The following is a 14256-nucleotide window of genomic DNA, read 5'->3' as shown; positions in this document are numbered from 1 at the left end:
GCTGCGATTGCAACAATCTGTGCAAAAACTTACGGCGGTGAAGCGAAAGATTACGCAGCAATTGACTCTGCACCAGAAGAAAAAGCGCGTGGTATTACCATTAATACTTCACACGTAGAATATGACTCTCCAACTCGTCACTACGCTCACGTAGACTGCCCGGGCCACGCTGACTATGTTAAAAACATGATCACTGGTGCTGCTCAGATGGACGGCGCGATCCTTGTATGTGCAGCAACTGATGGCCCAATGCCACAGACTCGTGAACACATCCTGCTTTCTCGTCAGGTTGGTGTACCTTACATCATCGTGTTCCTGAACAAATGTGACCTTGTTGATGACGAAGAGTTACTTGAACTGGTAGAAATGGAAGTTCGTGAACTTCTGTCTACTTATGACTTCCCAGGTGATGACACTCCAATCATCCGTGGTTCAGCTCTTCAAGCACTGAACGGCAACGACGGTCAGTATGGCGAGTCTGCAGTTCTTGCTCTGGTTGAAGCGCTTGACACTTACATTCCAGAACCAGAACGTGCAATCGACAAAGCATTCCTGATGCCAATCGAAGACGTATTCTCAATTTCAGGTCGTGGTACAGTAGTTACTGGCCGTGTTGAGTCTGGTATTGTTAAAGTCGGCGAAGAAGTTGAAATCGTTGGTATCAAAGATACAGTTAAAACGACTGTAACGGGTGTAGAAATGTTCCGTAAGCTGCTTGACGAAGGTCGTGCAGGCGAGAACTGTGGTGTTCTGCTACGTGGTACTAAACGTGAAGACGTTCAGCGTGGTCAGGTACTGGCTAAACCAGGTACAATCAAGCCGCACACTAAATTTGATGCAGAAGTATATGTACTTTCTAAAGAAGAAGGTGGTCGTCACACTCCATTCCTGAATGGTTACCGTCCACAGTTCTACTTCCGTACAACTGACGTAACTGGTGCGATCCAGCTGAAAGAAGGCGTTGAAATGGTTATGCCAGGTGACAACGTTGAGATGTCAGTTGAGCTGATCCACCCGATCGCGATGGACGCTGGTCTGCGTTTTGCGATTCGTGAAGGTGGTCGTACAGTAGGTGCTGGTGTTGTTGCGAAAGTAACTGCATAATCACTTTACTGTGTCAAAAAAAGCGTCCTTTTAGGGCGCTTTTTTTATTTATATAAATATATATCTAAATAACTTTATAAAATTGTCAGACAAAAATAAATATCAGCTGTCCTTAACTGATAATTCTATGTCCTTATCTGCCCTTATAGCACAATAAAAAAAACGTATGATAAGAAATAAGAAATCAAAAAATAAAAGCAAGCTAGCGAATTGCTCACTTGCGAGGAGTAACCCTAATGAATGCTAAAGTAAATATTTCAAATCGTGCCGGTGCTAGCTTTCCTGTACGTCGTATGGACTTTGAATTTAATCAGGTTCCACGTTACTGGGCGAGCGGCGATGCCGGTATAACCCATTTTATGACAGCTTTATCTGCACTGTTTCCAGAGGGTGAAAAATTTTTTGTAGATAGTACCCGTGCGGTGCGTCAAAACCCTAAACTCTCAGATCCAGCACTTCAAAAAGAGATTAGTGCTTTTATCGGGCAAGAAGCTATGCATTCTAAGGAGCATCTTGCCTTTAATGCTTCTGCTCAGGCTTATGGTTATGATGTACGTAAAATGGAAGAGCAGACAGGGCAAGTACTTAAAGTAGGTACGGAAGTTGTATACCGTCTGATGAAACCGTTCGGTTACACCAAGGAAATGGTTGATTTAACAGGTACATGTGCTCTTGAACATTTTACTGCCACTATTGCGGCTGAGCTGTTGCAGAATGCAGATGTGCAGGCCTTATTTAATGATGAGACCATGTATAAACTCTGGATGTGGCATGCCATAGAGGAAAATGAGCATAAAGCTGTAGCCTTTGATGTTTATACAGCAATGTATGGGCAAGGGCCTAAGGCTTATTTTATGCGCTCTTCGGCGCTAATCATTGCCTTAACGCTGATTTTCTTTACACAGTCATATTTTACTGTGCGTCTCTTAAGCGCAGATAAAAAACTAACCTGGAAAGATACCAGATATATGCTGAAATTTATGTATGGCCGTAAGGGTTTTATAACTCGACAAATTCCTGAACTGGCAGACTTTTTAAGACCAAAATTTCATCCAAATGATACAGATACCACAGCTCTTTTAGAAAAATGGCGTAATAAACTAGGTTTCTAAAAGTATATAAGAAAAGGGACAATTTAAATTGTCCTTTTTTATTCTCGATTTTTCATAAACAATTCTTATAATGCAAGTTGGATAGCTATAAAAGCCCTGTTGTATATGATCCGCTTAATGCAAAAATCTGACCTGCCTCAGGTGACTGAGATTGAAAAACAGGTTCAGACTCACCCGTGGTCTTTTCGATTATTCGAAGAGGCATTACAAAGTTATCTGTGTACTGTATACGAGCTGCAAGGTCAGGTTATCGGCTTCTGTATTCTACAGCCTATTCTAGATGAAGCTAACCTGTTATTAATGGCTATTCATCCTTCCTGGCAAGGTAAAGGACTAGGTTATACCCTGCTTGAGCAATCAATTTCACTTTTAGAAAATATGCCTGTACAAATTTTTCTGGAAGTACGTGAAAGCAACACAGCTGCCATTGCACTTTATGAAAAGAGCGGCTTTCATCAAATTGATCAGCGACGTAATTATTATCCTGGACCGAATGGAGGACGTGAACATGCCATTATCATGGTCAAGTCTTGTAGTGAGGATTTCAGCCAGTTATTTCGCTAAGTCAAACTGATTTATTTAACAATCAGCTGATTCCAGCCCGAAGGAAGGGTGGTGAGGAGCGAATCACCCAGCGCATGAATCTCTTCAGCGTTTAAGGATCGGTTCAAATGCCGCCACTGTCCATCTAGTAAAATTTCTAATGGGGTATATTGGGATTTATAGTTCATTTTAGCTGAATGTGGTACCCAGTAACCGAGGTAAATGTAATCTAGACCTAGCATTTTTACATATTCAATCTGCTTTAAAATTGCAAATACTCCTAGGGAGCGACGGTTTTCATCAGGATCAAAAAAAGTATAAACCGCTGAAATACCATCATCCAGCGGATCACATGTAGAAACGCTGATGAGCTGTTCATCCTTCCACAGCTCAAGAAAGAAGCTTTCTGTACAGCTATGTACCAAGAATTTTTCAAACTGGTCTTGACTGGGTGGATACATGTCTCCATCAGCATGACGTGCCAAAATATAGCGCTCATACAGTGCATAATGCTGCCAGGTTGCATCACGGGTTGAAATAATATTCATGCGTAAATCCTGGTTACGCTTCCATGCTTTTTTCTGGCTGCTGTTCATTTGAAAAGCATTTACAGGGACCCGACAGGAAAGGCATTGCCGGCACAGATGGCATTCTGGACGATAGATAAAGTCGCCACTACGTCGGAAGCCTAGCCGAGAAAGTTCAGACAATGTTTCTACGTCAATACGATGAACAGGGTCCAGAAAGACCATGCGTGCAGATTTCTTTTCTAGATAACTACAGTCATGTGGTGGTGTAATATAGTACTGCAAGTCATTCAACAGGGACTTAGGGTGATAAGATTTCATACATGGTCCCTCATTATTATCATTCGCTCAGGCGGCTATTAAGTGCAACTGTTTCACTTGAAAATACACGCTCCTGATACTTTTTCCAATCGATAGCAGGTTGAATAATTACATCTTGTAACGATTTAAGATAATCCTGCCGAGAAACTGTACAGGCACCCAAGCTAAGCAGATGTTCATTTACCAGCTGGCAGTCGACCCAAGGTAAATTATTCTCCTTTGCAATTAACATGAGGCTATAAAAAGCCATTTTTGAAACATCAGTGCGGGTACTGAACATCGATTCACCGAAACAGCCTTTGCCAATGGTGACCCCATACAGGCCTCCTACCAACTTTGTATCGTCCCAGACTTCAACACTATAACCAAAACCTGCATTGAACAGGTTGCAGTAGCCTTGGATAATTTGTTTGGAAATCCACGTCTCTTCACTATAGCTACGCGGTAGGGCACATGAGGAAATAACCTGTTCAAAGGCCTGATTGACCGTGATGTGATAGTCGTACTTTTTCATACTCCGTAGTAAAGATTTGCTCGGTTTATAATGTTCTGGATAAATTACACAGCGTGGTTCTGGTGACCACCAGCAAATAGGTTCACCTGCATTAAACCAGGGAAATAACCCATGTGTGTAAGCTTCTAATAAAGTAGATGGAGAGAGGTCAGCCCCAATACATATGAGGCCTTCGCCTTCAGGATCGGCTTCTATAGGATCAGGAAAAATATATTGAGAGGGGGGAAGCATGGTCATGATTCAGTCTGAAAAAATCACTTTAATTTATGGTAAGTAATTTCATACAGCCATACAAGCACAACTGTAAAACTGAAAATAAGAATAGCCGCACTGAGGCGGCTATTAAGAAAATAACTAAACTTTGTTAACTTTCTGGTGTTAAACCATCCAGGTATTTCTCTGCATCAAGTGCAGCCATACAGCCTGAACCCGCAGAGGTAATGGCCTGGCGATAAACATCATCTGCTACATCACCTGCTGCAAATACGCCTGGGATTGACGTTGCAGTCGCATTACCTGCTGTGCCACTTTGTACCTGAATATAGCCATTACGTAATTCAAGCTGACCCTCAAACATTGAGGTATTTGGTTTGTGGCCAATGGCAACAAATAAACCTTGAACATCAACATCACGTAGTGTGTCATCCTGAACAGATTTAAGTCTTACACCAGTTACTCCCGTATTGTCGCCCAGGACTTCTTCAACCTGATGGTTCCAGAGAATCGAAATTTTGCCTTCTTTCTCTTTTTCAAACAGGTGATCTTGTAAAATCTTTTCTGAACGCAGTTTGTCACGACGGTGTACAAGCGTAACATGTGAAGCGATATTTGATAAATACAATGCTTCTTCAACCGCAGTATTACCTCCACCTACTACCATAACTTTCTGGTTTTTGTAGAAGAAACCATCACAGGTTGCGCAGGCACTTACACCCTGGCCCATAAATTTGGCTTCGGATTCCAGACCAAGATACTGGGCAGTTGCGCCTGTTGCCACAATCAGGGCATCACAGGTGTACTCTTCCATATCACCCTTCAAAACAAAGGGACGAACATTTAAATCCACTTCATTAATATGGTCATAAATCATCTCAGTACCAAACCGCTCTGCATGAGCATGCATACGTTCCATTAAAGCTGGACCAGTCAGGCCCTCAGGGTCACCTGGCCAGTTGTCTACTTCAGTAGTGGTCGTAAGCTGGCCACCCATCTGCATGCCTGCAATGAGTGTCGGTTTTAGGTTTGCACGTGCTGCATACACTGCTGCGCTGTAACCGGCAGGGCCCGAACCCAAAATAATTAACCGTGAGTGACGAATGCTCATTAAAGCTATCCTTTTTTATGTAGAATTGTTAAAAGTATACGTGAAACATCAGCAAAGTTGTGTTCAATCCATGTGGATAATCTTGATGATGGAAATCGGTTTGAGCTATATAAAATATGTTAACAACACAAATAAATAATGATGCATCATTTTAATGGGAACCGGTGCATAATATAAAGTTTTCTTCTTTGAAGAAAGCCTGACGGCTTCTATATAAGAACATCAATTGATAAATGGTTACGGGACAGTATATGACTGCGGTGTCAAATGTTTATGCACAGCGCTTATTAATGACATTATTCTTGGTTTCATTCGGGATTTACCTGTTTCTGGCAACAGTAACATATACACCGTTTGACCCCGGGTGGATGCATATTTCCAGTGATACCCAGCAAGTCTCTAATGCCAGTGGCGTAGCGGGTGCCTGGATTGCAGATTTGCTTTTTGGCTTTGTGGGATGGGCAAGTTTACTTATTCCCATCTACCTGTTTATTGAAGCTATCCAGCTCTGGTGGCCACGCAGTTTCCTGAACCGTCCGTTTCGTTATGCTGCCCAGTTTTTTTTAATCCTGACCACGTCCAGCCTTTTATATCTACACTGGAATTTACCTGCAGATACTCTGGAAAATGCCTCTGGTGGCATTATCGGTTATGAACTGGGAAGTAGTCTGGCACAGGTGTTAACAATTTATGGTGCTACTTTCTTTCTGATTGTATTTTGTCTAATTTTACTGACTTTGGCATTTGGTATTCAATGGAATAAAACCTGGATTACGCTTAAGGCAACCCCTGCATATCTGCAAGATCTGTTTTACCGTAATGTACCTTCCAGTGAATCAGACTTTGACCGCACTGAACAGCAACCAATAAAAAAGCCGGTCGCGATCAGAACCAGAGAACCTGCACAAGAGCAGGTTTTAGCTTCAGAAATAAAGCAGCCAGCTAAGATAGTCTCTCAACCTTCAGCAGCAGACCTGCAAGCAGAGCGTCTATTTAACGATATGTTGGCAAAAGAGCAGATACAACATCAGATGCCTTCACTTGATCCTGAAGATGAAGCAGAGTTTGAACGTACTTTAGAAAAAGCCCATCAGTTACAGCAGGACAGCCAGCGTGTGGTCGCAACCGGTGAAGTATGGCGTGCTTTACAACATGATGATAATCATGACCGTGATATTGATGCCCTGTTAAAAGCTGCCGAAGATGACAAACCGGTTACACCACATGAGCATCTGCAACAAGTGGTAGTGGCTCAGGAAGAAAGACAGCCTGAATCCTGTTCTCCTGCGTATCAGCCTCAAACATCACATGATGATGAGATATTGGACTGGAATGATGACCAGATTTTTGATGAACTGTTAGCTGCTGTACCGCCAACTAAAACGGCAACAGATGTACATACACCTTTTAACAGCAAAAATATATCAAATGGACAGGGCTCATCTGCCGCATCAGCTACTGTATCCAGTGTGACAGCCAGTGTTTCTGGGGCAGCAAGCGCCACGGGAGTTCAATCTGCACTGATGAGACAGTCTATGCAGAATAACGGCAGTGATGTTGCTGAGCTTGAGGAGCTGGTTGATTTTCTGGTGGAAGATGAAGATCACTTTAAAGATCAGCCTGTGAGAACAACAAGCAGTTATGCTCAGTCTACACCCTTTGTAAAAGCAGAGATTAAAACTCAGTTTAATGCACCAGAGCGTGAAACAGAGATTGAGCAACATCTAGATGAGCGTAAAATTCTTGCCAAAGATAAAGAAGCCTTTATTGAGGCTTGGCATGAAACGGCTGGTAAACCTCAAGAAATTGAAGAAGAATTTGATCTTGATGCGCCATTAACTGACCGGGCCGGGCGGCCGATGTCACGTGCCATGCAAGTGGTACACAAGCGTCGTGATCTATCAACTTTGCCTCCAGTTGACATTCTAGATCCGGTAGACCCGAACAAGAAAGTAAACTTTACTGCTGAGCAGTTGGCACGCCTGTCAGAACTGCTAGAAATCAAGTTGCAGGAGTTTAATGTTAAAGCCAAGGTGGTTGAGGCTCAGCCAGGGCCGGTAGTCACCCGTTTTGAACTGGATCTGGCGCCTGGGGTAAAAGCTTCTAAAGTAACCAATATCTCCCGTGACCTGGCTCGCTCAATGTCCATGGCTTCGGTGCGTGTAGTAGAAGTTATACCAGGCAAACCTTATATTGGAATCGAAGTACCGAACAGTAGCCGTGAAATGGTACGTTTAACCGAGCTACTGGAAACACCAGCATATCGCGACCCGAATGGTCTTATCTCAATGGCTATGGGTAAGGATATTTCAGGTAATCCGGTTTTGACTGATCTTGCCAAGGCACCTCACATGCTGGTGGCAGGGACTACCGGTTCGGGTAAGTCAGTCGCTGTAAATGCCATGATTCTTTCCATGCTGCTCAAATATACCCCCGATCAGTTGCGTTTAATTCTGATTGATCCGAAGCAATTAGAACTGGCTAACTATAATGATATTCCTCACCTTTTAACGCCTGTAGTGACTGATATGAAAGATGCGGTCAGTGCACTAAACTGGTGTGTTAATGAAATGGAACGTCGTTACAAGCTGATGTCCTTTATGAAAATTCGTAAGATTACTGATTATAACCGTAAGGTCGAAGAAGCAATTGCGAACGGTGAGGATCTGATTGATCCGACATGGAAACCCGGTGATTCGGCAACTCAAGAGCGTGCCCCACGCTTAACTCCTTTACCTATGATTGTGATTGTGGCTGATGAATTTGCAGATATGATTATGCAGGTGGGTAAAAAAGCAGAAGAAATGATTACTCGTCTCGCGCAAAAATCACGTGCTGCTGGTATTCATTTATTGCTTGCAACTCAGCGTCCTTCTGTGGATGTCATTACCGGCCTGATTAAAGCCAATATTCCTACCCGTGTGGCATTACGTGTTAACAGCAAAATTGACTCCCGTACTATTTTAGATGCAGGTGGGGCAGAGGACTTGTTAGGGCACGGTGATATGCTGTTCTTGGGGCCAGGTAAAATTGAACCCGAACGTGTACATGGCGCCTTCATTTCTGATGATGAAGTTAACCGTATTTGTGATGCATGGCGCGAACGTGGTGATCCTGATTACATTGACGAGATATTGACACCGTTTGATGAAGAACCAAGCTCACGCGGTTTCGAGGATGGTGGAGAAGGCGGTTCCGACCGGGATATGCTTTACGACCAGTGTGTCGCATTTGTACTGGAAACCCGTAAAGCCTCTACGTCTTCTCTCCAGCGTAAATTTAGCTTGGGTTACAACCGTGCTGCGCGCATTATTGATCAGATGGAAGAAAATGGTATTGTAAGTGCGATGGGTGCAAATGGTAAGCGTGAAATTTTAGTATAAAAGGTCTTTAAATAAAAAACCTGCTTCAAGCAGGTTTTTTATTATTTCGGTTATAAAGCTGTTTTTAAGCAAACTTAGCTAGAACTTCTAGAAATGGAGCACTTTGGCGCGGAAATTCAGCAATCACTTCATGAATACGTTGTCCCTGAGGATTAGTAGCATTTAGATCCCGGCCATCAGCAATAAACCTGTTCAGCAAGCGTTCATAATCACTTGGACGCATATGCTTGAATGCATGATAGAGAACGTGAAAGTCAGCATTTATGCCTTCAGGAGGAAGCTGATTCAAATAGCCAAACACACGTTCATCTGACCATTCTTCATTGAATGTTGCTGGCTGTGACAATGCCATCACGATCTCCTCAGTATTCAAAACAAAATTAAAAAAGCAAAATACTTGCAGCAGGAGAAAGAGATACTTTCCATGCGCTGCTGCATATTTTGCCTTGATTTAATTCGGTTGCCTAATCAGTAATGAGATTAACGTTCTTCAGGCAAATTGATATTCATCTCTAGCATTTCGATGTTCGCTTCAGAACGAACAGACATCTGAATATGCTGCTCATCTACACCGCGTACATAACGGTTGACCACCTGCATAATTTCTTTTTTCATCTGGTCTATTTTGTCTTGGCTTAGACGTCTACCTAAACCCTGTTCAGAGGCCACGATGACTTTCAGTCGGTCTTTAGCTGTTTTAGCACTTGATGGTTTTTCATCACCACTAAAAAGCTTACTCCAGAATCCTGCCATAATTATGCTCCAAATAGTCGTGCTAACCAGCCCTTCGGTTTCACAGTAATGTGACGATAAGGACGTTCTTCACCAAGGAAGCGCGCAACCAGGTCATCATAAGCCTGTCCAGCACTGGTTTCAGTATATAGAATAACCGGTTTACCTTCGTTTGATGCCTGAAGTACAGTTGGACATTCTGGAATTACCCCTAAAGTCGGGACACGTAAAATATCTTTTGAAATATCATCAATTGATAACATTTCCTGACGGTCTGCACGTTCTGGGTTAAAACGAGTGATACACAGATGCTTGCGTACACGGCCTTCATTTTGTTCTACTTTTTTGGTCTTGCTGTCCAGCATGCCAATAATGCGATCTGAGTCTCGCACAGAAGAGATTTCAGGGTTGGTTACGATAATTGCTTCATCAGCATGATACATGGCCAAGATAGCACCACGTTCAATACCGGCTGGTGAATCACAGATAATATAGTCAAACTCTTGTGAGAGCTCATCTATAATCCGGGCAACACCTTCATCTGTTAATGCATCCTTATCACGGGTCTGTGATGCCGGTAAAATATAAAGATTTTCAATATCTTTATCACGGATCAATGCTTGCTGTAAACGGGCTTCATTATTTAAAACATTGACAAAGTCATAAACCACGCGGCGTTCACAACCCATGATCAAATCCAGGTTACGTAAGCCTACATCAAAATCAATAACGACGGTTTTGTGACCACGTAGGGCTAAACCTGTTGCAAAAGATGCGCTTGTTGTAGTTTTACCCACTCCACCTTTGCCTGATGTTACGACAACAATTTTGGCCACCGAATCCACTCCTGTTATGGTCAATCCCCTTAAATGGGGCTTTTGGTGATAATTTATACCTTAAAATTCCAAGGCTTCAAATTCAAGCTCTTGGTCATCATTCAAGTAAATATGTACAGGTTTTTTGGCGACATGCTGCGGGATGTCGTCTGCTACACAGTATGTGCCTGCAATAGATACCAGTTCTGCCTCAAGGGAATGACAGAAAATTCTTGCAGAGGTATTGCCTCCTACGCCGGCAATGACTCTACCACGAACACTGCCATAAATATGTATATTTCCTGAAGCAATCACTTCAGAGCCGCTGTTGATTCCGGCCTTTAGAATAATATCGCCATGGTCTTGGATCAGACATTGCCCAGTGCGTAAAATCTCATCGTGATAAGAGGTAATATAACGAATACTGCCTGTTTTTTCAGCCTCGGTCTGTTGAGATACTGGCGCTTCGACTACCTGTTCTTTGGTAGGCTTGATGCGCTGTAACGGGCGGTCAGAGGCGAGTACCGGGAACTGAATGGCGCGTGCCTGATCACCTAGGATGCCGTCAATTACAGCCATAGGCTGCAAATCTAGGCTGACGAGCAGCTGGATCAGTGCAATCAGTTCCTGCTCGACTGTACTGTCAAGAATAACCAGGGCACCCTGATAAGCATTTTCATCGAGTAGAGTGTTCAGTTGCTGGCGGATAGCATCATGATCATTGGTGTCAAAGGTTAACCGGGTAAAGTTAACCATTCTGCCTGTAACCCGTATATCAGCCATAATTATTCCTTAGAGGCTTTTAACTTAAAGTTTGCCAAAGTCATGTTATTAAATAGAGCAAATCCTAGACTAAAATGCATGAATTCTCTAGCCGAAGTACAAATATTTTGACCGAGATGTTTATTCTTTGGCTACTTTGCTCTCGGCCAGAATCTGTTGCCATTGTTTAATTTTTACTTGTTTACGGATGGATTCTAAACTTTCAAATACTGCTGATTCAACCAATTGCTCAAGTGCCTGGTTATTTATATTTAACTGGCTGGCTCTTTGTGCGATCAGCATATAGGTCGAGTTTGGCTGATCCAGTGTTCCATCTACCAGCGGATCAATTAAACCATAAGTAATATTTTCACCCAAGCGTTGGCCGATACTCTGTATCTGCTGTTCAATACGGCTGCCTACAATCGGTATCAGGCGTAGCAGTTGGGTGAGCTCCGGCGTTTCTTCGATGGCGCGGTTAACAATCAGACCAACCTCTTTTGAGAGCTGATTCTGATGTTCTTTTAAGGCCAGAGCTAATGATTCCTGTAATACCTGAGCCAGAGCTGCCGCAAAAAGGTCCCGGTGATGATCGACCAGATCATGGATCAGCTTTTTATGGGTAGTACTGGTGACCAGTTCACGATGTACACCATCTAGTATGGTTAAGACTACACGACTGGAAAGTTCTTCCATTACCACGTGATAATAGAACAGCGCACGCTTATAAATGCTTTCAGGAATAACCTGATAACCCAGTTCATTTAAACGGTAAGCGATTACCCCGGCGCGCAGTAATCTTAAAAAACGTAATTGTGGAATGATGGCAAGTAATTCATACCAGTGTATAAAAGGAAAAAAGAACCAGCGTGGGTGATGTTTATAAATAATGGCAATCAGCCAGCGTACCAGAAGCTCTACCACCAGAAAGCTGGTAAACCAGCCTTCTGTTTTAATCACCCAAGGACGCAATTCAGTCTTATAAAACTGAAGGGCTTCAGGCACACGGATAAACTCAAACAGCCATTCTCCGAAGTCACTCATTAAAATGGCATTACCACTTAAACAGACCAGATTGATGACAATCAGTACCATCATGAATACGTCATAAACCAGAAACAATTTCCAGGCTAACGTATCATGTCGCACTGGAATAAAACTGGTTCTCGCTTTGACGGGCTCTTCTTGCATACAGGTCCTTAATGATTGTTCAGAGTATAGAAAAACTAGGCATATTTTTGCTGTATGGATTCAATTAACTGATCTTTTTCAGTCCAGATCTGATGTACCCAGGCTTGAAAGCGTTTACGGTATTCTTCATCTTCTTCGTAATTGCCGCCTTTAACCCAAGCAGGTATTTCAATTTTACGCAGGTTTACTGCAATCCGGCTTACGTCACCTAACCAGAAATCTCCATAGCCTGGGACACCATCCGGATAAACAATAGTCATATCCACCAGGGCATCAATATTATCTTCTAAAATATTCAATGCTAATGCCAGTCCACCAGCCTTAGGTTTAAGCAAATGCTTATAAGGTGATTTCTGCTGGTCATGTTTTTCTTGGGTAAAACGTGTCCCTTCCAGATAATTGAGCAGGGTATAAGGCTGACTTACTAGTTGCTGGCAGGCCTTGCGTGCTTCTTCCAAATCACGGGTTTTTAAATCAGGATTCTTTGCGATCTGCTCTTTGCTGTGCCGCTTCATCATCGGAAAACCTAAAATTTTAAAAGCCTGGCCGACAAAAGGAATAAAGATCAGTTCCCACTTGGTAAAAAAACGGGTTAGAGGCATACGGGTCAGACCAAAGTACTGATTCACTGTAGTGTCTACCCAGCTTTGATGGTTGCAGGTCATTAGATAACGACCTTGCATGCTTAAATCGAGATTTTCATCAATGGTAATATCCCATTTTAAATCAGAAAGTACATGCTCAATTAACCAGTTATTGACTGCTAACCAGCGGTTCGTAATCTCAATATTCGTTTCATCAATTTTACGCGAGTTTTTGATCAGCTTTGTTAACCCGAGCGCCAGCACAGGTGGTCCGTGCAGGAAAGTACTTCCTGTAATTACCGAGCCTACGGTCAGTCCACGTGTAATTTTTTTTAGTAAAGCTTGTTTCTTGTTTTGGGATGACATAGAAAGGTCCTATTACCTGAACCCTGTCATCCTAAATGAAGCAATTCATGAAATGAAGTATTTCATCAAAAAAACTCATCAAAAAGCCAGTATGAAGAAATTATGGGCCATGGCTTCCGAAAAATATCTAAAAGTATTACAAAATGTAAATAATCTATTATTTTTTAACAAAAAATCAATGTTATAAAAATTTTTTTTATTTCATTATCCTTTTAGACAACAAGGACAAGGAGGCATGCAATGCGTGCACTAATGATTTCAACTGTGGTAGGGGCAATGGCACTTTCGGGTTGCCAAAACATGGAATATGATAAAGCAGCAATTGGTACCGGTCTGGGTGCACTTGCGGGTTATGGTATTTCTAAGTCAAATGCAAACTCAAGTGCACAGAATAACCGTGCAGCAGCAATTGGTGCGGTGGTCGGTGCAGCTACAGGCGTGTATCTTGACAATAAAGAGAAAAAACTTCGTCAACAAATGGCAGGTACTGGAGTAGAAGTTAACCGTAACCCGGATGGTTCTGTTGGTCTGATTATGCCAGGCAACATTACATTTGATACCAATAAGTCTACGATCAAGCCAAACTTCTATACAACGCTTAATAAAGTAGCTCAAACCCTGACAGAAGATAACAAGAGTGCCATTTTGGTCACTGGTTATACTGACAGCACCGGTAATGATTCAATCAATATCCCGCTATCTCAGGCACGTGCTCAGGCTGTAGCCAACTATCTGGCTGGCCAGGGCGTTCCACGTACTCGTATTAATGCTCAGGGTCTAGGTGCTTCTAACCCGATTGCATCAAATGCAACTGCTGAAGGCCGTGAACAAAACCGCCGTGTAGAAATTAGTATCTATGCAACCCAATAATTTAATTGGAATTGTATAAAAACCACCTTCGGGTGGTTTTTTTATGGCTATTTGGTACCCAATTAACATTAGGCATCTGAAACAGACCTGTCTATAATCATGCTCGGA

General features: G+C 42.6%; 14 protein-coding genes. 5 read left to right on the top strand and 9 right to left on the bottom strand.

Translation table 11 applies throughout. The features are described 5' to 3' along the window. The 3 genes from tuf to rimI all read left to right on the top strand — a co-directional run. Positions 1 to 1104: elongation factor Tu (tuf, locus tag J502_RS08755; protein ID WP_052026684.1), on the top strand; the 1104-nt coding region annotated here is incomplete at its 5' end. Positions 1105 to 1340: 236 nt separating this feature from the next. Then, the gene (locus J502_RS08750; RefSeq protein ID WP_005406897.1) at positions 1341 to 2216 is read left to right on the top strand and encodes a metal-dependent hydrolase; all 876 of its coding nucleotides are present in this window, start codon (positions 1341 to 1343) and stop codon (positions 2214 to 2216) included. Positions 2217 to 2321: 105 nt separating this feature from the next. Next, on the top strand, positions 2322 to 2780 hold the full coding sequence (rimI, locus tag J502_RS08745; RefSeq protein WP_034428932.1) for a ribosomal protein S18-alanine N-acetyltransferase: 459 nt from the start codon (positions 2322 to 2324) through the stop codon (positions 2778 to 2780). A gap of 11 nt (positions 2781 to 2791) precedes the next feature. Here the strand turns inward: rimI and J502_RS08740 are convergent, their stop codons facing one another. The 3 genes from J502_RS08740 to trxB all read right to left on the bottom strand — a co-directional run bounded on the left by J502_RS08740 (position 2792) and on the right by trxB (position 5445). Continuing rightward, positions 2792 to 3607 carry an arginyltransferase gene (locus tag J502_RS08740; RefSeq protein WP_005406797.1) on the bottom strand — a complete coding sequence of 272 codons (816 nt, stop codon included), beginning with the start codon at positions 3605 to 3607 and terminating at the stop codon, positions 2792 to 2794. A 19-nt stretch (positions 3608 to 3626) separates the two neighbouring features. Next, a complete protein-coding gene (gene aat, locus J502_RS08735) occupies positions 3627 to 4358 on the bottom strand; it encodes a leucyl/phenylalanyl-tRNA--protein transferase (protein WP_005027498.1) in 732 nt (243 codons plus the stop codon). A gap of 127 nt (positions 4359 to 4485) precedes the next feature. Further along, positions 4486 to 5445 (bottom strand): thioredoxin-disulfide reductase, encoded by a 960-nt coding sequence (gene trxB / locus J502_RS08730; protein ID WP_005018904.1) that lies wholly within the window; start codon positions 5443 to 5445, stop codon positions 4486 to 4488. Between the two features lie 251 nt (positions 5446 to 5696). Between trxB and J502_RS08725 the strand changes: the two genes are divergently transcribed. Further along, a complete protein-coding gene (locus J502_RS08725) occupies positions 5697 to 8828 on the top strand; it encodes a DNA translocase FtsK (RefSeq protein ID WP_005406542.1) in 3132 nt (1043 codons plus the stop codon). Between the two features lie 64 nt (positions 8829 to 8892). Here the strand turns inward: J502_RS08725 and J502_RS08720 are convergent, their stop codons facing one another. The 6 genes from J502_RS08720 to yihG form a co-directional block, all read right to left on the bottom strand. After that, on the bottom strand, positions 8893 to 9180 hold the full coding sequence (locus tag J502_RS08720) for a PA4642 family protein (RefSeq protein WP_005027494.1): 288 nt from the start codon (positions 9178 to 9180) through the stop codon (positions 8893 to 8895). A 128-nt stretch (positions 9181 to 9308) separates the two neighbouring features. After that, positions 9309 to 9581, bottom strand: coding sequence for a cell division topological specificity factor MinE (gene minE / locus J502_RS08715; protein WP_005018909.1), 273 nt, complete (start codon positions 9579 to 9581; stop codon positions 9309 to 9311). A gap of 2 nt (positions 9582 to 9583) precedes the next feature. Then, the gene (minD, locus tag J502_RS08710; protein ID WP_005018911.1) at positions 9584 to 10396 is read right to left on the bottom strand and encodes a septum site-determining protein MinD; all 813 of its coding nucleotides are present in this window, start codon (positions 10394 to 10396) and stop codon (positions 9584 to 9586) included. A gap of 60 nt (positions 10397 to 10456) precedes the next feature. Continuing rightward, on the bottom strand, positions 10457 to 11158 hold the full coding sequence (gene minC, locus J502_RS08705) for a septum site-determining protein MinC (RefSeq protein WP_005406886.1): 702 nt from the start codon (positions 11156 to 11158) through the stop codon (positions 10457 to 10459). 120 nt (positions 11159 to 11278) lie between these two features. Continuing rightward, positions 11279 to 12328 (bottom strand): hypothetical protein, encoded by a 1050-nt coding sequence (locus tag J502_RS08700; protein ID WP_005018915.1) that lies wholly within the window; start codon positions 12326 to 12328, stop codon positions 11279 to 11281. Positions 12329 to 12363: 35 nt separating this feature from the next. After that, positions 12364 to 13278, bottom strand: coding sequence for a 1-acylglycerol-3-phosphate O-acyltransferase, YihG family (yihG, locus tag J502_RS08695; RefSeq protein WP_005018916.1), 915 nt, complete (start codon positions 13276 to 13278; stop codon positions 12364 to 12366). Between the two features lie 240 nt (positions 13279 to 13518). Between yihG and J502_RS08690 the strand changes: the two genes are divergently transcribed. Then, the gene (locus J502_RS08690) at positions 13519 to 14148 is read left to right on the top strand and encodes a YiaD family glycine zipper/OmpA-like lipoprotein (protein WP_005018918.1); all 630 of its coding nucleotides are present in this window, start codon (positions 13519 to 13521) and stop codon (positions 14146 to 14148) included. Positions 14149 to 14256 lie beyond the last annotated feature (108 nt).

This window comes from Acinetobacter sp. 1294596, from assembly GCF_000582925.1.
Lineage (GTDB): Bacteria > Pseudomonadota > Gammaproteobacteria > Pseudomonadales > Moraxellaceae > Acinetobacter > Acinetobacter radioresistens.
Note: the sequence above shows the minus strand (reverse complement) of the source record. Positions and strands in the feature narration are given on the sequence as shown.